Source organism: Kutzneria sp. CA-103260 (genome assembly GCF_018263855.1).
Classification (GTDB): Bacteria; Actinomycetota; Actinomycetes; order Mycobacteriales; family Pseudonocardiaceae; genus Kutzneria.
Map to the genome: position 1 here is coordinate 1,913,648 of NZ_CP073318.1, position 22,150 is coordinate 1,935,797.

Here is a 22,150-nt window from a genome sequence, read left to right on the forward strand (position 1 = left end):
GGTCGTTTCTGTCCGGGACCGGCCAAGCAAGTGGCTTCCTGGTCCTGGCAGTCCTATGGAAGGCCGGACGACTGGCTGGGTCCCGGCCGGTGCCGCAGGCTGGGGCCATGACCGAACCCGGAACTGTCCTGATCACCGGCCCGACCCGGAACCTGGGCCGGCGCGCCGTGCTGGCCATGGCCGACCGCCCGGACGGCCGGCGGCCTGACCTGCTGCTGGTCGGCCGGGCCGGGCGGGACCTGACGGCGGTGGCCGACGAGGCCCGCGCGCACGGCGCCACCGTCCGCGAGATCGGCTGCGACCTGTCGCGCCTGGCCGATGTGCGCGCCGCCGCCGACACCGCGCGCGAGCTGCTGGCCGCTGGCGCGGTGCGGCCGCTGCGTGCGCTGGTTGCCAACGCAGGCACCATGTCGACCGACACCAGGCAGGCCTCGCCCGACGGCTACGAGATGACCTTCGCCGTCAACTTTCTCGCCCATGCCCAGCTCGTCGGCGACCTGCTGGACTCGTTCACGGCCCCGGCGCGGGTCGTGCTGATCGGCTCGAACACCTATCACGCGAACTTCTGGCGCAGGCTGCTGGGCGTGGCCGAGGCCAAGTGGACCGACCCCGTCGAACTGGCCCGGCCGGCCGCCCGTGAGCAGGCCCCGAGCATGGCCGCCAGCGGTGTCGCCTACTCCAACGCCAAGCTGGCGATCCTGTACTACGCCCATGAGTTGCAGCGTCACGTGGGCGAAGGGATCACCGTGTCGGTGTTCGAGCCCGGCTGGATGCCCGGCACCGCGCTGGGTCGTGGCGCGCCCGCGGCGGCGCAGGCGATGAGCCGTGCCCTGGGCCGCGTGCCCGGTGTGTCGACGCCGGAGCGCTCTGGGCCGCTGCTGGCCTCGATGGCCCTGGACGACAAGTGGGCGCACCTGCGCGACGGGGCGTTCGTGGTGAAGACCAAGCTGACCGAGGTGCAGCCGGTCGCCCACGACCGCGAGCGGGAACGGCGTCTGTGGGAGGCGACCGCCGAGCTGTTGGAACGTGCGGGCGCGTCAGGTTCGTAGGGCAGGATACGTGTGTGCGTTCTCTTCTCGTGATGGTCCTGGTGCTGGCCGGCGTGGCCGGCTGCGCGGAGCCGGCCCACCCCTCGGATTCGGTTCAGCCCTCGAACCCGGCCCAGCCCTCGGCTCCGGCCGCACCGTCCTTCCCGGTCGGCGCGGCCGTCGACTACCAGTTGGGTGGTGCCTACCCCCTTCCGGCAGGCGTCCGCCTGGTGGCCCGGGATGTCACCGCCAGCCCTGCCTCCGACGCCTACAACATCTGCTACGTCAACGGATTCCAGACCCAGCCGGCCGAACGCGACCTGTGGCTGCGCGAGCGCCACGATCTGGTCCTGTTCGACGCCAGCGGCAATCCGGTCATCGACGAGAACTGGCCCGACGAGCTGATCGTCGACACCTCCACCGCCGACAAGCGCGCACGACTGGCCGACATCGTCGGCGAGACCGTCAAAACCTGTGCCAGCAAGGGATTCAACGCCGTGGAGTTCGATAACCTCGACTCCTACAGCCGCTCCAACGGCGCCCTCACTGTCGACGACAACCTGGCCTTCGCCACCGCCCTCGCCACCGTCGCTCACGCTGCCGGCATGGTGGCGGGCCAGAAGAACTCCGCCGACCTCGGCCGCCGTGGCCAACAGGAAGCCAAGTTCGACTTCGCTGTCGCCGAGGAATGCCTGCGCTTCCAGGAATGCGCCACCTACGCTTCGTCCTACGGCGACCGTCTCATCGACATCGAGTACACCGACGACCTCCCCGCCCCCGTCGACACCGTGTGCGCCCTACCCAACCGTCCGAAGTCGATGGTCATCCGCGACCGCAAGCTCGTGACGCCGAGCTCCCAGGACTACTTCTACCGTCACTGCTGAGGAGCGGGTGCCGTCGAATCACGCTTCACCAGGGAGACATCGACGGTGACGGGGGCGGTGGGCGGCGTGCCCTTCTCGATGGCGTCGATGAGCATGCGCACGGCGGTGGTGGCCTTCGCGGCGATGTCCTGGGACACGGTCGTCAACCGCGGCACGACGTAGTCGCAGAGGTCGAGATCGTCGAAGCCCACGACGGAGACGTCGTCGGGAACCCGCGCCCCCGACTCCGTCAGGCCGTGCATGATGCCGATGGCCAGGATGTCGGCGGTGGCGAACACCGCGGTCGTCCGGGGATGCCGGGCCAGCAGCCCGCGGCCCAGCCGCAGGCCGTCGGCGTGCGTGGTGTTGACGGTTTCGACCAGGCGCGGGTCCCAGCCGGCGCCGATCTCGGCATGGGCCTGGCGGAAGCCCTCGAAGCGCTCGTGGACGACGCCGACGCCGGTGAACGCCGGCCCGGCGAACACGATCCGGCGGTGGCCGAGATCGAGCAGGTGCCGGGCAGCCAGCCGGGCGCCGGCGAAGTCGTCGGAGCGTGGGCCGACCGTGAGCGGATTGCTGGAATAGCTGTCGACGGCCAGCACCCGCACGCCACCCACGGTCGTGGCGGTGAGGCTGTCGACCTCCTCGTCGAGGAAGCCGAGCAGGATCGCCCCGTCCAGACTCCACGACTGCAACGCCTCGGTGACCTCACCCAGGTCGGAGATGCCCCGCAGCAGCAGGTGGTAGCCGAGGCGGCGCAGCTCGCGCTCGATCTGGCCGACCATCGCCATGGTGTGCGGGCTGATCATCAGGCTGTCCTCGTCGGCGGTCGGCACCAGCAGCCCGATCAGCCGGGACGAGCGGGCCGACAGGCTGCGGGCCGACGCGCTGGGCACGTAGCCGAGTTCGTCGGCGATGCGCCGCACCCGCTCGATGGTGTCCGGCGACACCCGGGCGTGGTTGCCGTTGATGACGTTCGAGACGGTCATGGGGCTCACGCCCGCCCGCTCGGCGACGTCGCGCAGCCTGACCCGCACTCCTGTCTCCCTTCGTCGGTGTCCCAGCCTACGCAGCGCCGGAGGCGTTGACAGCGGCGGACACCGATATTACCGTGGCCGAGGTATAGCGCTAAACCTGAAACGTAGGACGCATTTCGCGCTCTCGCGTGCCCGCATGCCCGGAAACCGATGACGGGAGCCCTGTGAGCAGCAGTGTCTTCAGTGCGGCCGAACCCAGGTCCGCCGCCCCGGCCGACCAGTGGTGGCGCACGGCGGTCATTTACCAGGTCTATCCGCGCAGTTTCGCCGACGACAACGGCGACGGCACCGGCGACCTGGCCGGCGTCCGGTCCCGGCTGCCCTACCTCAGGGCGCTCGGCGTGGACGCCATCTGGTTCACGCCCTGGTATGCCTCGCCGCTGGCCGACGGCGGCTACGACGTGGCCGACTACCGGGCCATCGATCCCGCCTTCGGCAGCCTGGCCGAGGCCGAGGCGCTCATCGCCGAGGCCGCCGAGCTGGGCATCCGGACCATCGTCGACATCGTGCCCAACCACGTGTCCGACCAACACCGATGGTTCCGCGCCGCCCTCGCCGCCGGCCCGGGATCGCCGCAGCGCCAACGGTTCTGGTTCCGTCCGGGCCGCGGGCGGCACGGGGAGCTGCCGCCGACCGACTGGGTGTCGCCGTTCTCGGGCGGGACCTGGACCCGCACCGTCGACCCCGACGGCACTCCAGGGGAGTGGTACCTGCACCTGTTCGCGCCGCAGCAGCCCGACCTCAACTGGAACCACCCCGACGTGCGGCGCGAGCACGAGGACGTGCTGCGGTTCTGGTTCGACCGCGGCGTGGCCGGCATCCGTGTCGACTCCGCCACCATGCCGGTCAAGGACGACACCTTCCCGGAGTCGGCCCACCAGCACGCGCCGGGCGACCATCCGTACGTCGACCGGGACGGCATCCACGACATCTACCGGTCCTGGCGCGCGGTCGCCGACTCCTACGACCAGCCGCGCATGCTCGTCGGCGAGATCTGGCTGGCCGACCGGCGCCGCTTCGCCCGCTACCTCCGCCCGGACGAGATGCACACGGCGTTCAACTTCGACTTCATGATGCACCCTTGGGACTCCGGCGGTCTGCGGGAGTGCATCCAGTCCACAGTGGAGGCACACGGGCTGGTCGGCGCGCCGCCGACCTGGGTGCTGTCCAATCACGACGTCACCCGCCCGGTGACCCGATACGGCCGGCCGGACAGCTCGTTCGGCTTCGAGGCCAGGCGGTTCAACACGCCGACCGACCTCGCGCTGGGCCGGCGCCGGGCCCGCGCCGCCGCGCTGCTGTCGGCCGCGCTGCCCGGCTCGCTCTACCTCTACCAGGGCGACGAGCTCGGCCTGCCCGAGGTCGAGGACGGCGACCTGCCCGACGAGTCCCGCCAGGACCCGATGCACTTGCGCTCCGACGGCGCCGATCCCGGTCGGGACGGCTGCCGGGTGCCGCTGCCGTGGACCACCTCCGGGCCATCGTACGGCTTCGGCCCGGGCGGGCGGACTTGGCTGCCGCAGCCGACCTGGTGGGGCCGCTACGCGGTCGAGGCGCAGGCCGGCGACCCCGACTCGATGCTCACGCTCTACCGCGCCGCGATCCGGTTGCGCCGCACGGAACCCGCGCTACGCGGCGAGGTCTTCGCGTGGGTAACCGGCCAGTCCGAGCACGTCATCGCGTTCCGTCGCGGCGAGAACCTGTTGTGCCTGGTGAACTTCGGGGCCGACGTCCCGCTGCCGCCGCACGACACGGTCCTGCTCGCCAGCGGTGCGCTCGACGGCGACACCCTGCCCACCGACACGGCCGTCTGGCTGCGGATCTGAAGCTAGGAGGGACGACGATGTCCTGGAAGCTGGTCACCATCATCGGCGCCGCGCTGGCCGTCGCGCTGGCCGGCTGTGCCGGCGGCGCGACGTCCTCGGACGGCCGCACCACGCTCACCGTCTCCATCGACCCTGGTCTGGACAAAGGGGCCGTCGCGGCGTTCACCACCCGGGTCAAGCAGTTCGAAGCCGCCAACCCGGGTATCGACGTGCGCACCCAGGAGTTCAAGTGGGACGCCACGACCTTCACCGCCAAGCTGGCCGGCGGCACCCTGCCGGACGTGTTCACGCTGCCGTTCACCGACGGGCGCGGGCTCATCCAGCGCCGGCAGATCGCCGACATCAGCGGCCTGGCCAGGGCGCTGCCGTACTTCGCGAAGTTCTCGCCGCAGATCGCCAAGGCCGGTGAGGCCGCCGACGGCGGCATGTGGGCGGTGCCGATCTCGGCCTACGGGCAGGCCCTGCACTACAACCGGACCCTGTTCGCCCAGGCCGGGCTGAACCCGGACGACCCACCGTCCACATGGGACCAGGTGCGGGCCGACGCCCGGCAGATCGCCCAGCGCACCGGGCAGGCCGGCTACGCCGAGATGACCACCGACAACACCGGCGGCTGGATCCTGACCACGCTGGACTACGCCCTCGGCGGCCGCACCGAGCAGCTCGGCGAACACGCGAAGTCCACCCTGGACACCAAGCCGATGGCCGACGCGCTCCGGATGATCCAGTCCATGCGCTGGAACGACAACAGCATGGGGTCCGACTTCCTCTACGACTGGAACGGCATCAACCAGGACTTCGCGGCCGGCCGGATCGGCATGTACGTCTCCGGCGGCGCCAACTACGGCTCGCTGCGGGCCCAGAACGCCATCAAGCCCGAGGACTACGGCGTCACCGCGCTGCCGCTGGACGGCGGGGGCGCCGGCGTGCTCGGCGGCGGGACCCTGGCGGCGGTCAGCGCCGCGGCCGACGACCAGGTCAGGGCGGCCGCCGTCAAGTGGATCGACTTCTACTACCTGCGAAAGCAGACCGACCACGACGCCGCCGTGGCCGACGCGAAGACCACCGCCGACTCCGGTGAGGTCGTCGGCGCGCCCGAGCTGCCGGTGTTCGACAAGGCCCAGTACGACCAGCGGATGAGCTGGATCGCCCCGTACGTCAACGTGCCGGTCAAGCAGCTGGCCCCCTACACCGACAAGATGTTCGACCAGCCGCTGGTCCCCGAGCCCACCAAGTCCACCCAACAGGTGTACGCGCTGCTGGACACGGTGGTGCAGAAGGTCCTCACCGACCGGAACGCCGACATCAACGCCCTGCTGGCCGACGCGCAGCAGCAGGCCCAGACTCTGTTGGACCGGGGATGACCGCCCTCGCCGACAAGCCGGCGGTCGTCACCAAGGCGCCGGTCCGGCCAAGACGGCGCTCACCGGCCACCTGGGTGCGCGGCGGCGGGCTCGGCGCGCTGCTGTTCCTGCTGCCGATGCTGGTCGTGTTCACCGCGTTCTCCTGGTACCCGATCGTCCAGTCCGTGGTGATGAGCTTCCAGCAGACGAACATGGTCACCGCGCCGGTGTTCGTGGGCCTGGACAACTTCCGTTCCGTGCTCACCGATCCGCTGCTGTGGACGGCGGTGCGCAACACGCTGTGGTTCGCGGTGCTGGCGCTGCTGTTCGGCTACCCGGTGCCGCTGGTGGCGGCCGTGCTGATGAGTGAGGTCCGCCGGTTCCGGGGCCTGTTCAGCGCCATGGCGTACCTGCCGGTGGTGATCCCGCCGGTGGTGGCTGTGCTGCTGTGGAAGTTCTTCTACGACGCCGGCCCGAACGGGGTGTTCAACACCGTGCTGCGGGCCGTCGGGCTCGGGCCGCTGCCGTGGCTGCAGGACCCGTCCTCAGCGATGGTGTCGCTGGTCGTCGAGGCGACCTGGGCCGCTGCCGGCGGCACGATCATCATCTACCTGGCCGCGCTGACCAGCGTGTCACCGGACCTGTACGAGGCCGCCGAGATCGACGGCGCGTCGGTCTGGGGCAAGATCCGGCACGTCACGTTGCCACAGCTGCGCGGTGTCCTGCTGATCACGTTCATCCTCCAGGTCATCGGCACCGCGCAGGTGTTCCTGGAGCCGTTCCTGTTCACCAGCGGCGGCCCGGCGCACGCCACCACCACGATTCTGCTGCTGATCTACGACTACGCGTTCGCCGGCACCCTGGGCGGCGACTACGGGTCGGCGACCGCGCTCAGCGTGCTGCTCGCACTGGTGCTGGCGGTGTTCTCCGCGGTGTACCTCCGCCTCACCCGAAGCTGGAGCACATCGTGAACCGCGGGCTGCTCTCCTCGTACGACTGGCGGCGGCCGGGCGTGCGGCGCACGACGCGGACCCTGCACGTCCTGCTGCTCGTGCTGCTGTTGCTGGTCGGCCTCGGACCCGTGCTGTGGCTGGCGAAATCGGCGATCACCCCCACACAGGACACCCTCCGCGACCCGCTGGCGCTGTGGCCGCACGGCGTCGACTTCGGCACGATCGCCACGGCGTGGACCCGGGTGCAGATCGACCGGTACTTCCTCAACACCGTGCTGCTCGCCGCCGGCTCGTGGCTGGTGCAGATCATCGTCGCGACCACCGCGGGCTTCGTGCTGTCCGTGCTGCGGCCGCGCTACCGGCACGTGGTCTCCGCCGTGGTGCTGGCCACCATGTTCGTGCCGTCGATCGTGCTGCTGGTGCCGATGTACCTGACCATGGTGCACCTGTCGCTGATCAACACGTTCTGGGCGGTGTGGCTGCCGTCCGGGGCCAGCGCGTTCAACGTGCTGATCGTGCAGCGGTTCTTCGCCAACCTGCCCCGCGAGGTCTTCGAGGCCGCGCGGGTCGACGGCGCCGGCGCCGGCCGGCTGTTCTGGTCGCTGGTGCTGCCGATGTCCCGGCCGATCATCGGCGTGGTCTCGGTGTTCGCCGTCATCGCGTCCTGGAAGGACTTCCTGTGGCCGATGCTCGTGCTGCCCGACCCGTCGGCGCAGCCGCTGTCGGTCCGGCTGCCGGCGTTGCAGCCGTTCGTCGGGCTGGACGTCTTCCTGGCCGCGCTGGCCATCTCCACCGTCATCCCGGTGGCGCTGTTCCTGATGTTCCAACGGCTCTTCCTGCGCAACGACGCGCTCAGCGGCGCGGTGAAGGGCTGATCCGCGCCGGATTGGAGAACGACCATGTCCCTGCCCAGGCTTCTCCCCGTCATCCTGCTCGCCGCGCTGCTGCCGGTCGGCGTGGCGCACGCCGCGACCTCCACCCGGCTGGAGGCGGAGAACGCCACGCTGTCGGGTGGCGCGGTTGTCGCCGGTGATCACACGGGTTACAGCGGTTCCGGCTTCGTGGCCGGTTATACCGACGGCCACAAGGGAACCGCCGCCACCGCGTTCTCCGTCACCACCTCGGCCGCGGGCAGCACGCCGATCGGCCTGCGCTACGCCAACGGCACCGGCTCGGCCCAGACCCTGTCGATCTACGTCAACGGGATGAGCGCGGTGCGGACCTCGCTGCCGGCCACCGCCGACTGGAACACCTGGGCCACCAAGACCGACAACCTGCCGCTGGCCAGCGGCGCGAACACGATCAGCTACCAGTTCGACAGCACCGACAGCGGCAACGTCAACCTGGACGACATCACGGTCGGCACACCGCAAGCAGCCCCGGCGGGCCAGGTCTACCCGGCGGCGGACGCCTTCGCCGCCGGCGGCCCGGCGCAGGCCACCACGCTGCCCGGGTACTACGGCGCGAGCTACCTGACCGGTTTCACCGCGCAGGGCGCGTTCGTGAACTTCACGGTGAACTCCCCGAGCGCCGCCAGCCAGGCGCTGACCGTGGCGTACGCGAACTCGACCGGTTCGGCGCAGACCATTTCACTGTATCTCAACGGCATCAAGCAGAAGCAGCTCAGCCTGCCGTCCGGCCCCGGCTGGCAGACGGTCACTGCCGACATCACCGCGCGCACCGGCGTGAACCTGGTGGGCCTGAAGACCGATCCCGGCGACAGCGGCAACCTCGCCGTCAACTACGTCGCCCTGTCCGGTGGCCGGCCCTTCGCCGACCGCGGCGCCACCGTCCCGTACACCGAATACACGGCCGCGTCCGCGCAGACCAACGGGACAGTGCTGCCGGCGAGCACCAACTACCCGAGCGTGCAGGCCGAATCGACCGGTCGCCAGGCGGTCCAGCTCACCTCGACCGGACAGTACGTGCAGTTCACGCTGAGCAAGCCGGCCAACGCCGTCGTGGTCCGATACTCGATCCCCGGCAACGCCGACGGGTCCACCGCCACCGCGCCGCTGTCCCTGTACGCCAACGGAAACCACCTCCAGGATCTGAACCTGACCACGCAGTACTCCTGGCTGTACGGCGATGGCTACCACGACACCCGCAACCCGTCGAGCGGCCCGGCGCACCACTTCTTCGACGAGACCCGTGCGCTGATCGGCAACCAGGCCGCCGGCACGGTCATCAAGCTCCAGAAGGACGCCGCCGACGCCGCCGCCTCGTACACGATCGACGTCCTCGACGCCGAGCAGGTGGACCCGGCCCTCGCCATGCCCGCGAACTACAAGTCGGTCACCGACTTCGGGGTCGCGCCGAACAGCGGCGCCGACGACACCGCGGCGATCAACGGCGCGCTGGCGACGTTGTCCGGCACCGGTACCGGCCTGTGGTTCCCGAGCGGCGTCTACCTCATCTCCGGCCAGGTGAACCTGGCCAACGTGGCCGTGCGCGGGGCCGGCGAGTGGTACACGACGATAAAGTCCACCGCGGTCAACGGATCCGGCGGACTGTTCGCCACCGGCGGCGTCAACCAGATCGCCGACCTGACCGTCTCCGGCGGCCAGACGTCCCGCAACAACGACGCCGGGGCCGCCGGCATCGAGGGGAACTTCGCCCTCGGCTCGCTCATCCTCGACGTGTGGGTCGAACACACCAAGGTCGGCATCTGGACCGACTCCGGCACCGGCCTCGATGTGGTCGGCGCCCGGGTCCGCGACGTGTTCGCCGACGGCGTGCACTTCAACGGCGGCACCGCCGACTCGCGGGTGACCCAGTCCGTCGTGCGCAACACCGGCGACGACGGCCTCGCCCTGGACACCGAGAAGGGCAACGTCACCGGCTGCGTGCTGGCCGACAACACCGTGCAGAGCCCCATCCAGGCCAACGGCATCGGCGTCTACGGCGGCGGGAACACCCTCATCGGGGGCAACCTGGTCGCCGACATCGTCGCCTTCGGCTCCGGCATCACCGTCAGCACCGCGTTCGGCGGCGGCTTCACCGGCCCCACCACCTTGCGGGACAACACCCTGGTCCGCGCCGGATCGTTCAACTCCAACTGGGGCTCCGCCATCGGCGCGCTGTGGATCTACGCCAACCAGCTCGACATCACCCAGCCCGTGCTGGTCACCGGCGCCCACCTCCAGGACAGCACCTACCAGGCCGTGTTGCTCAGCTACGGCAAGCAGATCAGCGGCCTCGGCCTCACCGAGGACACCATCGCCGGGGCCGGCACCTACGGGATCGACATCGAGAACGTCACCGGCAGCATGGCCGCCACCGGCGTCACCGTCACCGACGCCCGATCCGCCGGCCTGAACAACCCCGGCGGCTACACCATCAACCGCGGCGCCGGCGACAGTGGCTTCTGATCAGGTCGTCCACCAGCGGCTCGACGTCCTCGGCTACGGCCTGGCCGCCGAATAGCGTTGGCGCAGCGGGCCTTTCACCAGCTTGCCGGTGGGGGTGCGCGGCAGTTGGTCGACGAACTCCACGGCCCGGGGCGCTTTGTAGCCGGCGATGCGGGCCTTGACGTACTCGATGAGGTCGGCGGCGTCGGGCGTGGTGTCCGGGGCGGGTTGTACGACGGCCAGGACCCGTTCGCCCATCTCGGGATCGGGCACGCCGATGACCGCCACGTCGGCGACGGCCGGGTGCAGTGCGAGCACGTTCTCCACCTCCTGGGGATAGATGTTCACGCCGCCGGAGATGATCATGAACGCTTTGCGGTCGGTGAGATGGAGGTAGCCGTCCTCGACATAGCCGATGTCGCCGACGGTGGTCCAGTTGGGATGGTGGGGGTGCTCGGCGCCGCGGGTCTTGTCGGGGTCGTTGTGGTACTCGAAGGGGCGTTCGTCGCGTTCGAAGTAGACGGTGCCGACCTCGCCGGCCGGCAGCTCACGGCCCTCGTCGTCGCAGATGTGCAGCACGCCCAGGATGGGCCGGCCCACCGAGCCGGGGTGGGCCGCCCACTCCTCGGGGCGCATCCACGTCAAGCCGGTGGCCTCGGTGCAGGAGTAGTACTCGTGCAGGATCGGCCCCCACCAGTCCTGCATCCGCTGCTTGACCTCGACCGGGCAGGGGGCGGCGGCGTGCACCGCGGCGCGGTGGCTGGACAGGTCGTAGCGACTGCGCACCTCGTCGGGGAGTTTGAGCATGCGCACGAACATCGTCGGCACCCACTGGCTGTGCGTGACCCCGTAGCGCTCGATCGCCTTGAGGGCGTCCTCGGCGTCGAAGCGTTCCATCACGACGGCGGTGCCGCCCACCGCCTGCACCGCGGCGCACACCCGCAGCGGTGCCGCGTGGTAGAGCGGCGCGGGGGAGAGGTACACGGTGTCCGACCCGAACCCGAGTTGCCCACCGAACAGCAGGACCATCTGGTCGCCCGGCTCGTCCACCTGGCGGTCGGGCAGCGGCGGCCGGACACCTTTGGGACGGCCGGTGGTGCCGGAGGAGTAAAGCATGTCGCCGCCGCGCGGCTGGTCGGCCAGCGGCGCGGTCGAGCCGGCGGCCAATTCGGCGGCGTAGTCGAGCCAGGGGCCGGCGATTTCCGTCGTCGCGCCGTCCATTGCCACCGCGTAGTGCACTTGGGCAGGCAGTGTGGCGGTCATGCCGGGCCCGAGGAACAGGGCCTGTGCGCCGCTGTCGGCCAGGATGTAGGCGACCTCGTCCGGACTCAGATGCCGGTTGATGGCCGTCACGTACAGGCCGGTGCGCTGGGCCGCCCAGTACACCTCGAACACCCGGGCGTCGTTGCCGGACAGGACGGCGATCACGTCACCGCGTCGGAAGCCGTTGTCCAGCAACCGGTGGGCCAGCCGCAGCGAGTTCTCCTCCAGCTCCCGGTAGGTGATCGTGGCGCCGGTGTCCGACATGATCACCGCCGGCCGGTCGGGGGTGGTCACCGCGTGCGCGCCCGGGTACATGGCCTGCTCCAATCCGTTGGCCCGCCCAGCGTGCTGCCTGCCGGATCATGCCGTCCAGCCTGATGGCCGCTGCGATGAGCGTCTGGTGCTCGATGATGGGCCGAACGAGCAGCGTGTGGACCAGCGGGGCCCATGGACCCGTGCTGCGTCTTCTCGGGTTGGCTCCGGGTGGATTTTGCGCGGAGCCTCTGGGCGATGGCAGTCGAGGCGAGAACCGGGCAGGCTCCGCCTGCCTCGATTCGCCGACGAGCGTATGCCATCGCCCCCCTCCACACAAAATCCACCCTCAAGCTAAGAGTGGACGGTTGTTGGGTTTGCGGGGTGGCTTGGCAGGTTAGGGTTGCCAAATGAGCATGGGGGCGAATTCACCCGTTAGGGATTCGAGTTCGATCTTCGACGGGCGTATTCTGGAGGCATGGAAGAACTCGCCCGAGAGTTGGAGGGCAGGGAACCGTCAGGGGCTCTGCTGGATCTGCTCATGGGTGTGGATCTTGCCGTGCTGACCGCCGACCAACAGGTCACGGCGTTCATTCTGGCGCGTAAGATCAAAGCCTTTGCTGATCATGTGCAGCTCGCCATTCTGCATGATGTCGAGGACACCGCTGAGTTGGCGATGGCGGTGCATGAGCCGGAGCAGTCGGTGGTACGGCAGAAGCGGTGCAGCGAGGTGTTGGACCGGTTGCCCCGACTGTCCGAGCTGCTGCGGCGCGGCGAACTGGACCTGCGCAGGCTGGAGACCGTGGACGAGCGGGTCGTCAACCTGCCCACCCCGGCCATGATCGCCAACGTCGAAGACGAACTGGTCGAGGTCGCCCCGAAGCTGACTCGCACCCAACTGGCCCGCCGGACCACCGCGCTGGTCGCGAAGGTCGATCCGACCGGGTACGACCAGCGCCGCCTGAAGGCCAAGCAGGACCGTCGGGTCGAGTTCACGCCCCTTCCGGACGGCATGGCCCAGCTGCGGATCACCCTGACCGCCTTGGATGCCCGCGAGGCGTACGACGTGCTGACTCAGGATGCCCGCGCCCTGGTCAAAGACGACCGCACCACCGACCAGAAGCGGGCCGACGCCTTCCTGGACCGGTTCCTGGGCTATGGGGTGGACCGCAAGGTCAAAGTCCACGTCACCATCTCGCTGGAGACCCTGATGGGCCTGACCGAGGACCCCGGTCTGCTGGACGGCTACGGCCCGATCGCCGCCGACTCCGCTCGCGAACTCTCCATGCACGCCCCCTGGCGCGGACTACTGCTGGACCAGTACCGTCGCGCCTCCGAACTGAGTACCGACACCTACCGCCCCACCGCCCGCATCAAGGAATTCGCCGAACTCAATGCAGGTGGAGTCTGTTCCGCCCCCGGCTGCACCACCCCCATCCAGGAACTCGACCACACCATCCCCTGGCCCCAGGGCAAGACCGATGCCACCCAACTCAAGGGCTACTGCGCCCATCACCACCACCTCAAACACGGCAACCACACAGTCACCCTGGATTCCGACAACACCCTCCACTGGGTCACCCCACTAGGCCGCCACTACACCACCCACCCCCACCAATACTGAACACCCATGCCACCCGTTCTTTGACAACTCCACAGCGAACCAAGAAAGAGGGAAATTGAGGTAAGCAGGGAAACGGAGAAGCCGAAAACGGGAAGCTGGGGAACGAGGGGCGAGAGAACGAGGAATCGGGGTAACGGGAAGGTGGGAGAACAAGGAACCGGGGAACCCGACACCCCAGAAACCGGGAAACCTGAAAACCAAACCCTCTCCCAACCGCAAGAACCTAAACATCAAGCCCTCACCCCAGCCACACCACCCCTCACCCTCAAATCTCCCCAACCCTCCCTCCCGTCCAAAGCCGCCCTAAAAGCAACACCCCACCCAACCGCAACCAACCTACCCACCCCAACGACCCACCTGGCTTGCCCCACCCACCTGACCGACCCCACCCCGCCTGTCGGATCCCACGAACCAATCCCCACCCCCTCATTCGATCCAACGAACACAACAACCGCCGGAACCGGCACGCTGGCCAGAACTCAACGCCCAGCAGGAGCGGAGCGACGGATGGCCAGCTCGAAAGTCCGCGGCGAGAGGACCCTTCTGGCCGCGAGTCGCCTCGACGTCGGAGCTCGACTGGCAGCTACAGCTACGCCGAAGGAGTTCGCGTGACCCGACGACTGCGCATCGCTGACCTGACCGCCGTCGCCACGCCGGAGAAGCCCGTGCTGTCACCGGATGGCCGGCAGATCATGTACGTGCTCCGCACGCAGGACACCGATGCCGATCGCGTGATCAGTGCACTGTGGAGGGTCGACACAGCAGGTGGCGAGCCGGTGTGGCTGACTCGGGGCCCGGGCGACAGCGCGCCGGCCTGGTCGCCGGACGGCACCAGGGTGGCGTTCCTGCGCGCAGCGGACGGGCCCGGACAGCTGTGGGTGCTGCCCGCCAACGGCGGGGAGCCGGTGCAGTTGAGCACGCTGCCGTTGGGCGCGGGCCGGCCGGTGTGGAGTCCTGACGGCAAAAGTCTGGCGTTCACCGCTCCCGTCGACATCGCCGCGAACTCCGTTGCCAGCAAACCGATTGTGACTGACCGGCTCAACTTCCAAGCCGACGGCGTGGGATTCCTGGGCACCATGCGTGCTCACGTGCACGTGCTGGATGTGGCGACGGGCGACTGCCGGCAGGTGACGGAGGGGGACTGGAACGCCGGTGAGCCCGCATGGTCGCCGGATGGCGATCGGCTCGCGTTCGCCGCCGCGATGGGGGAGGACGTCGACCTCGATCTACGCGCCGGCGTCTACGTCCTAGACGTCACGGATCGACGCAACAGGCCGGTCCTGGCCGGCTTCGACACCGGCGTGGCCGGTGCGGTCGGGTGGACGGCGGACGGGCAGGCGTTGCTCGTGGCCGGCAACGCGGACGGACCGGTGGGACAGAGCGGACTGTTCCGGTTGCCGGTGTCGGGCGTCGCCGAGCTTACCAACTTGGCGGAATCCTTGGACCGCAACGTGATGACCGGTGCTCCCGGCTACCCGGGCGGGCTGCCGCAGCTCGCCGACAGCGGCACGTCCGTGCTGTTCTGTGTGCGCGACCGCGGCTGCACCCACCTCTACCGGGTGGGAGTTGACGGTGGCACGCCGGATCTTGTGCTCGGCGGTGACGACTGCGTGGTGTCGGCGTTGTCGGTCGCCGGCGATACCGCGGCCGTCGTGCTGAGCACGGCGACCTCGTTCGGCGAGGTGGTCACCGTTGATCTCACCACTGGCGTGGAGACCGTGCGCACGAAGCACGGGGACAACCTGGCCGATGTGGAGTGGTTTGCCCGCGAAGCACGGGAGTTCACGATCTCTGACGGCACGGTGGTGCACGGCTGGCTGATCCGCGACCCCGAACGGACCGGCCCGGTGCCGCTGCTGCTGGACATCCACGGCGGCCCGCACAACGCCTGGAACGGCGCGGCCGACGACGTGCACCTGTACCACCAGGAACTCGTCGCTCGCGGGTGGGCGGTGCTGCTGCTGAACCCCCGCGGCAGCGATGGCTACGGCGAGGCGTTCTACACGGCGGCGATCGGTGCCTGGGGAGAAGCCGACGCGAAGGACTTCCTCGAACCGCTGGATACCCTGGTGACAGAAGGGATTGCCGATCCGCGACGGCTCGCGGTGGCCGGGTACAGCTACGGCGGTTTCATGACCTGTTATCTGACCAGCCGAGACAACCGGTTCGCGGCGGCGGTCGCGGGCGGGGTCGTCAGCGACCTGTCGAGCATGGCCGGCACCTCGGACATGGGCCATTACCTCGCACAGCACGAGCTGAACGTGCTCAGCTGGCGCGACGGAGACCGCCTGGCGACGCTGTCGCCGATCACCAAGGTCGCCGACGTGCGTACGCCGACCCTGGTGATTCAGGGAACCAACGACGTGCGGTGCCCGATCGGCCAAGCCGAGCAATGGCATGCCGCGCTGCGCGAACGTGGCGTCCCGACGCGGCTCGTGCTGTACCCCGGCGGCGCGCACCTTGTGATCGTCAATGGTCCGCCGTCGCACCGGATCGACTTCAACAACCGGGTCGTGGACTGGGTTGAACGCTACGCCGGCGATGCGACCGGCCCGCGTCCGGCCCGGCTGGACCAAGGGCACTGGCAGCGACGGCTCGCTGTCCTGGCCGAGCGCCACCGCCTGCCCGGCGCGCAGCTCGGCATCCTCCAGCTCGGCAACGGCGACGACGACCTGGTCGAGGCCGCGTACGGCGTGCTCAACGTCGACACCGGCGTCGAAGCCACCACGGACTCGCTGTTCCAGATCGGGTCGATCACCAAGGTGTGGACGGCGACCGTCGCAATGCAGCTGGTCGACGAGGGCAAGCTGAACCTCGACACCCCGGTCGTGGAGGTGCTGCCCGAACTGCGGCTGTCCGATCCCGACGTGACCAAGCAGCTGACGCTGCGCCATCTGCTGACCCACACCAGCGGCATCGACGGCGACGTCTTCACCGACACCGGGCGCGGCGACGACTGCCTGGAGAAATACGTCGGGCTGCTGGGAGATGTGGCGCAGAACCATCCGCTCGGCGCGACCTGGTCGTACTGCAACTCGGGGTTCACGCTGGCCGGCCGGATGATCGAGAAGGTCACCGGCGTCAGCTGGGACGCGGCGCTCCGGGAGCGGCTGTTCAAGCCGCTCGGCCTGACCCACACGGTGACCCTGCCCGAGGAGGCGCTGCTGTTCCGCGCGGCCGTCGGCCACGTCGGTGAGACGGAACCCACGCGGGCGCCGGTGTGGACCCTGCCGCGCTCGGCCGGGCCGGCCGGACTCGTCACCTCGACGGTGGCCGACGTTCTCGCGTTCGCCCGCCTGCACCTGAGCGGCGGCCTAGCCGCCGACGGAACCCGGTTGCTCAGCAAGGAGTCCGTTGCGGAGATGGCGACCATGCAGGCGGACCTGCCCGACAAGTTCAGCCTCGGCGACTCGTGGGGGCTGGGCTGGATCCGGTTCGACTTCTCGGGTCACCGCGTCATCGGCCACGACGGCAACACCGTCGGCCAGGCCGCGTTCCTGCGTATCCTGCCCGAACAGGGGTTGGCGGTGACCCTGCTGACCAACGGGAGCACTGCCCGCGATCTCTACGAGGACCTGTTCCGGGAGATCTTCGCCGAGGTCGCCGACGTGGCGCTGCCCCGGCCGCTGACCCCGCCCGAGACGCCCGTCGAGGCCGACATCACGCCGTGGCTCGGGACCTACGAACGCGCGTCGGTCCGGCTCGACGTGCTCGACGGACCGGTGCTGCGGATGACGGCGACCGGCCAACTCGCGGAGATCCTGGGTGGCGAGCCCATGGAGCTGCCGATGACCGCCGTCGGGCCGGACCTGTTCGTGGTGCGGCGACCGGAGACCGGGACCTGGACGCCGGTCACGTTCTACACGCTGCCCGGCGGGGCCAAGTACCTTCACCACGGCGTGCGGGCAACGCCGAAGGTGAGCTGATCCCGTTGACCCGCATGGAAACCGTGTCGGACGCGACGGCGTGCGCCGTCAGGGCCGCCAAAGCGTCCGATGTGGACATTCGCGAACTGGCCGACATCGCTGATCTGGCCGGCATCGTCGACCTCTAAGAGCGGATCTGGCGGCCGACCGCGAGCTCCCCGGTGAGCATCGAACTGCTGCGCGCGTTGAGCAAAGCCGGCAACTACGTGGCCGCGGCCTTCGACGGCTCCGAGCTCGTCGGCGCATGCTTTGGCTTCTTCACCGCACCCCACACCGGTGCGCTGCACAGTCACGTGGCAGCCGCGTCCCCGACGACAGTCGGCCGACATGTCGGGTACGCCCTGAAACTCCACCAGCGGGCCTGGACGCTGCGGCATGGCGTGGGGATGATCGAGTGGACCTTCGACCCGCTCATCGCCCGCAACGCCTACTTCAACATCGGCAAACTCGGCGGCCGCCCCGCCGAGTACCTGCCCAACTTCTACGGCGGCATGACCGACGGCATCAATGCCGGCGACGACAGCGACCGGTTGCTGCTGCGCTGGAATCTCGACGCACCCGAGGTCGCCGCCGCCTGCGCCGGGGTGCCACAGGTGGCTGACATCCGTGCGCTGCCGGAGGCACTGGGCCGCAGTGACAACGGTCCGGTAGAAGGAAAGTCCAGCGGGGAGCTGGTGCTCGTCGCGGTGCCGACCGACGTGGAACGGCTGCGGGTAACGGATCCGGGCCAGGCCCGGCAGTGGCGAAAAGCGGTGCGTGAGGTGCTGGGTGGCCTGCTCGCCGACGGGGCACAGGTGATCGGTTTCGACCGTGGCGGCTGGTACGTCGTCAGACGATGAGGAGCTGGACAGGATGAAGCTGACCGGGTTCGAACTCCGGCGGATCGAGCTGCCGCTGGTCGCCCCGTTCCGGACGTCGTTCGGGGTGCAGACGGGCCGCCGTGTGCTGCTGGTCCGGGCCGTGACCGCCGACGCCGAGGGCTGGGGCGAGTGCGTCGCGATGGCCGATCCGCTGTACTCCCCGGAGTACGTCGACGCGGCCGAGGACGTCATGAAGCGGTTCCTCGTGCCCGCGCTGGCCGCTGCCGACCGGCTCGACGCGAGTCGGGTCGCCACCGTGCTCGCGCCGTTCAAGGGCCACCGCATGGCCAAGTGCGCGCTGGAAACGGCGCTGCTGGACGCGGAACTGCGCGCGGAGGGACGGCCGCTGGCGCGGGAGCTCGGCGCGGTGCGCGACCGGGTGCCGTGCGGGGTCTCGGTCGGCATCATGGACTCGGTGCCGCAGCTGCTCGACGCCGTCGCGGGCTACCTCGACCAGGGGTACGTGCGGATCAAGCTCAAGATCGAGCCCGGCTGGGACGTCGAGCCGGTGCGCGCGGTGCGGGAGCGCTTCGGCGACGACGTGGCGCTCCAGGTCGACGCGAACACCGCGTACACCCTGGCCGACGCGCGCCAGCTGGCCAAGCTGGACCCGTTCGACCTGCTCCTCATCGAACAGCCCCTCGACGAGGAGGACGTGCTCGGCCACGCCGAACTCGCGCGCCTGGTCGACACCCCGATCTGCCTGGACGAGTCGATCACCTCGGCGGCGACCGCGGCCGCCGCGATCCGCCTGGGCGCCTGCCGGGTCGTGAACGTCAAACCCGGCCGGGTCGGCGGCTACCTGGAAGCCCGCCGTATCCACGACGTCTGCACCGCCGCCGGCATCGCCGTGTGGTGCGGCGGCATGCTCGAAACCGGCATCGGCCGCGCCGCCAACCTCGCGCTCGCTGCCCTGCCCGGTTTCACCCTGCCTGGCGACACCTCGGCCTCGGACCGCTACTTCCACACCGACATCACCGAACCGTTCGTGCTCGCCGGCGGGCACATCGAGGTGCCGTCCGGGCCGGGGCTCGGCGTGGAACCGCTGGCCGACCGGCTCGACGCCGTCACGACCACCACCGAGTGGATCGCGTGCTAGCCGGGGAGCTCGACTTTCGCCTTCCCACAGCGGGTGCTTTAGTGCAGCCATGACCGGGGGAACGCGGGCCAGCCTCAGGCGCGTCGTCGACGACCTGGGCACCACCCTGCTCGAACTCGTGCACGGCGACGTCCACCACGGCGACGACGGTCCGGCGATCGGTGGCGTCGTGATCCACGACCCGGTGGACGAGGAGCTGCTGCCCCTGCACGCGCTCGTGCTCGGGGTCGGTCTGTCCGAGCCGGCGGAGATCGCCGCACTGGTCCGGGAACTGGGGGAGCAGAAGGCCGCCGGACTCGTCGTCCGCGCGCCAGTGCCTGACGACGCCGACCTACGCGCGGCGGCCGTTGACACCGGCGTGGCGGTGTTCGGCCTGACCAGGGGTGCGTCCTGGAGCCAGCTGGCCGCGATGCTGCGCTCCCTGCTGGCCGAGGACGACATCGGGGTGACTGAGCCGGAAACGCTCGGCGGGTTGCCCGCCGGCGACCTGTTCGCCCTGGCCAACGCCATCGCCGCGCTGATCGACGCCCCGGTCACCATTGAGGACCGCAGCTCCCGGGTGCTCGCCTTCTCCGGCCGCCAGGACGAGGCCGACGCCAGCCGGGTCGAGACGGTGCTCGGCCGCCAGGTGCCGGAGCGCTACTTCCGGATGCTCACCGAGCGCGGCTTCTTCGGCGAGCTCTACCGCAGCCACCGGCCGGTCACCATGGACCCCCTCCTCGGTGACGGGGTCTCGTTGATGCGTGTGGCGATCGCCGTGCGCGCGGGCGACGAGATCCTGGGCTCGATCTGGGCCGCGGTGCACGAGCCGCTGAACGCGGAGCGCACCGAGGCGCTGTGCGACGCGGCGAAACTCGTTGCGCTGCACCTGTTGCGGGCCCGTGCCGGTTCCGACGTGAGTCGCCGGCTGCGCGCCGAACTGCTGGCCACCGCGCTCGAAGGCGGCGCCGGCGCGAGTCAGGCCCTCGACCGGCTCGGCCTCGCCGACCGGCCGGTGGTCGTGCTCGCGCTGACCGTTCCCGAGACGCCGGGCACGGCGGCCAGCGAGCTGGTCAACGCCCGCGAACGCCTCGGCGACGCGCTGGCCATGCACCTCACCGGCGTGCAGCCGCGGGCGGCCTGCGCGTTGGTGGGTGACATCGTCTACGGCCTGATCCCGCTCACCCGCCCCGATGCCGACGCCGAGGAACGCGTGACGCGCATCGCGACCGAGTTCCTGGACCGTGTCGGGGAGCGGCTGCCCGCGGCCGTCGCTGTCGGCCCGGTCGCCCAGGACGCGGGCGGTCTCGCCCGCAGCCGAGTGGTGGTCGACCGCATCGTCCGGGTCCTCCGCGAGCGGCGTGGCCGCCCGCGGGTCGCTCGGCTCGCCGATGTCCATGTCGAGACGCTCATGCTGGAACTGCGGGACATCGTCGTCGCCCGCGGCGACCAGCCCACCGGCGCGGTGGCCCGGCTGATCGCCTACGACGCCAAGAACAACGGCAACCTCGTCGAGACGCTACGTGCCTACCTCGACGAGCTCGGCGACGTCGCCGCCGCCTCCGCGCGGGTTTACGTGCACCCCAACACCTTTCGCTACCGACTGCGCCGTCTCGCCGAGGTCGGCCAGGTCGACCTGGGCGATCCGGAAGCCCGCTTCGCGTTGATGGTGCAGCTGCGTGTTGTCGTCGGCCCGCCGCTGCACCGTAAATCCACAATGGAGGGACAACAACCTTGACGCTCATCGCCATCGAGGAGCACTGGATCCTGCCGGAGCTGGCCTCCGCGCTCAAGGCGGTGCCCCGGCCGGACGAGAGCCTGGTGCTCAACGACTTCGGTGACGCCCGGCAGCGGTTGGAAGACCTCGACGAGGGCCGGCTCGCGGCGATGGACGCCCAGGGCATCGACCTCTCGATCCTCGCCCTGACGCCGCCCGGCACCCATCCGCTGCCGCCCGACGAAGCCGTGCGGCTCAGCCGTGCCGCCAATGACGTCGCCGCCGAGGCGGTCAGCCGGCATCCGACCCGGTTCCGGGCGCTGTCGACGTTGCCGATGTCGTCCCCGGAGCACGTGGTCGATGAGCTCACCCGGGCCGCGAGCCTGGGTCACGTCGGCACCATGGTCTACGGCCGGGTCGGTGACCGCTTCCTCGACGACCCGGTGTACGACGACTTCTTCGCCGCCGCGGCCGAACTCGGCCAGCCGGTGTTCATCCACCCCCAGCTCCCGTCGGAGGCGCTGCGCGACGCCTCGTACCGGGGCTTCGGCGAGTTGACCGACCTGGCGCTGGCCACCTTCGGCTGGGGCTGGCACCTCGACACCGCCCTCGCCGCGCTGCGGCTCATCCTGCGCGGCACCTTCGACCGCCATCCGGCGTTGCGGGTCGTGCTCGGCCACTGGGGCGAGATGCTGCTGTTCTGGCTGGACCGCGCCGACAGCCTGGCCCGTGTCGCCGGCCGGGAGCGATCGGTGTCGGACTACATCCGGTCCAACTTCTTCATCACCAGCTCCGGCATGCTCAATCCGGTGCTGCTGCGGCACACCCTGTCGGTGACCACCGTGGACCGGTTGATCTTCTCCACCGACTACCCGTTCCAGCAGCCGACCCGCGAGGAGATCACCACGTTCCTCGACGCGTTCGACTCCGACGAGGACCGGCGCAAGTTCAGCTCCGGCAACGCGGCCGCACTGTACGGCCTCGACCGGTAGTCGACGCGTATTGCCAGGTCAGGTGGTGCTCGGCTATA

At 69.9% G+C, this 22,150-nt stretch carries 16 protein-coding genes; 14 read left to right on the top strand and 2 right to left on the bottom strand.

What is annotated here, in order from left to right:
* The first annotated feature begins 107 nt into the window (after nt 1–107).
* Both JJ691_RS08400 and JJ691_RS08405 read left to right on the top strand, forming a co-directional pair.
* Nucleotides 108–1,049, top strand: a complete 942-nt coding sequence (locus JJ691_RS08400; RefSeq protein WP_211768216.1) for an SDR family NAD(P)-dependent oxidoreductase — start codon at nt 108–110, stop codon at nt 1,047–1,049.
* A 14-nt stretch (nt 1,050–1,063) separates the two neighbouring features.
* Entirely contained in the window at nt 1,064–1,912 is an 849-nt protein-coding gene (locus JJ691_RS08405) for an endo alpha-1,4 polygalactosaminidase (RefSeq protein ID WP_249227777.1), read from the top strand.
* Here the strand turns inward: JJ691_RS08405 and JJ691_RS08410 are convergent.
* Nucleotides 1,903–2,928, bottom strand: coding sequence for a LacI family DNA-binding transcriptional regulator (locus JJ691_RS08410; RefSeq protein ID WP_211768217.1), 1,026 nt, complete (start codon nt 2,926–2,928; stop codon nt 1,903–1,905). The two genes, JJ691_RS08405 and JJ691_RS08410, sit on opposite strands and share 10 nt — an antisense overlap.
* A gap of 164 nt (nt 2,929–3,092) precedes the next feature.
* Between JJ691_RS08410 and JJ691_RS08415 the strand changes: the two genes are divergently transcribed.
* Genes JJ691_RS08415 through JJ691_RS08435 form a run of 5 tightly spaced genes read left to right on the top strand, consistent with a single transcriptional unit; the run spans nt 3,093 to nt 10,421 of the window.
* Nucleotides 3,093–4,754, top strand: coding sequence for a glycoside hydrolase family 13 protein (locus JJ691_RS08415; protein WP_211768218.1), 1,662 nt, complete (start codon nt 3,093–3,095; stop codon nt 4,752–4,754).
* 17 nt (nt 4,755–4,771) lie between these two features.
* Nucleotides 4,772–6,118, top strand: a complete 1,347-nt coding sequence (locus JJ691_RS08420; RefSeq protein WP_211768219.1) for an ABC transporter substrate-binding protein — start codon at nt 4,772–4,774, stop codon at nt 6,116–6,118.
* Nucleotides 6,115–7,068 (top strand): carbohydrate ABC transporter permease, encoded by a 954-nt coding sequence (locus JJ691_RS08425; protein WP_249227778.1) that lies wholly within the window; start codon nt 6,115–6,117, stop codon nt 7,066–7,068. The genes JJ691_RS08420 and JJ691_RS08425 overlap by 4 nt, the downstream gene beginning before the upstream one ends.
* Nucleotides 7,065–7,925 (top strand): carbohydrate ABC transporter permease, encoded by an 861-nt coding sequence (locus JJ691_RS08430; protein ID WP_211768220.1) that lies wholly within the window; start codon nt 7,065–7,067, stop codon nt 7,923–7,925. Before JJ691_RS08425 ends, JJ691_RS08430 begins: the two co-directional genes overlap by 4 nt.
* Nucleotides 7,926–7,949: 24 nt before the next feature.
* Nucleotides 7,950–10,421, top strand: coding sequence for a carbohydrate-binding protein (locus JJ691_RS08435; protein ID WP_211768221.1), 2,472 nt, complete (start codon nt 7,950–7,952; stop codon nt 10,419–10,421).
* A gap of 33 nt (nt 10,422–10,454) precedes the next feature.
* Here JJ691_RS08435 and JJ691_RS08440 read toward each other — a convergent pair whose 3' ends face one another.
* Nucleotides 10,455–11,978: an acyl-CoA synthetase gene (locus JJ691_RS08440; RefSeq protein ID WP_211768222.1), complete on the bottom strand. Its 1,524-nt coding sequence runs from the start codon at nt 11,976–11,978 to the stop codon at nt 10,455–10,457.
* Between the two features lie 415 nt (nt 11,979–12,393).
* On the opposite strand from JJ691_RS08440, the gene JJ691_RS08445 reads away from it, so the two are divergent.
* The 7 genes from JJ691_RS08445 (at nt 12,394) to JJ691_RS08470 (ending at nt 22,112) form a co-directional block, all read left to right on the top strand.
* A complete protein-coding gene (locus JJ691_RS08445) occupies nt 12,394–13,539 on the top strand; it encodes a DUF222 domain-containing protein (RefSeq protein ID WP_211768223.1) in 1,146 nt (381 codons plus the stop codon).
* 608 nt (nt 13,540–14,147) lie between these two features.
* The gene (locus tag JJ691_RS08450) at nt 14,148–17,465 is read left to right on the top strand and encodes a serine hydrolase (protein WP_211768224.1); all 3,318 of its coding nucleotides are present in this window, start codon (nt 14,148–14,150) and stop codon (nt 17,463–17,465) included.
* A 5-nt stretch (nt 17,466–17,470) separates the two neighbouring features.
* On the top strand, nt 17,471–17,593 hold the full coding sequence (locus JJ691_RS53160) for a hypothetical protein (RefSeq protein ID WP_306291357.1): 123 nt from the start codon (nt 17,471–17,473) through the stop codon (nt 17,591–17,593).
* Nucleotides 17,594–17,626: 33 nt separating this feature from the next.
* Nucleotides 17,627–18,304 (top strand): GNAT family N-acetyltransferase, encoded by a 678-nt coding sequence (locus tag JJ691_RS08455; RefSeq protein ID WP_306291358.1) that lies wholly within the window; start codon nt 17,627–17,629, stop codon nt 18,302–18,304.
* 13 nt (nt 18,305–18,317) lie between these two features.
* Nucleotides 18,318–19,424, top strand: coding sequence for an o-succinylbenzoate synthase (menC, locus tag JJ691_RS08460; protein ID WP_211768225.1), 1,107 nt, complete (start codon nt 18,318–18,320; stop codon nt 19,422–19,424).
* 49 nt (nt 19,425–19,473) lie between these two features.
* A complete protein-coding gene (locus JJ691_RS08465; protein WP_211768226.1) occupies nt 19,474–21,141 on the top strand; it encodes a PucR family transcriptional regulator in 1,668 nt (555 codons plus the stop codon).
* Nucleotides 21,138–22,112 (top strand): amidohydrolase family protein, encoded by a 975-nt coding sequence (locus JJ691_RS08470; protein ID WP_211768227.1) that lies wholly within the window; start codon nt 21,138–21,140, stop codon nt 22,110–22,112. Before JJ691_RS08465 ends, JJ691_RS08470 begins: the two co-directional genes overlap by 4 nt.
* The last annotated feature ends 38 nt before the right edge of the window (nt 22,113–22,150 follow it).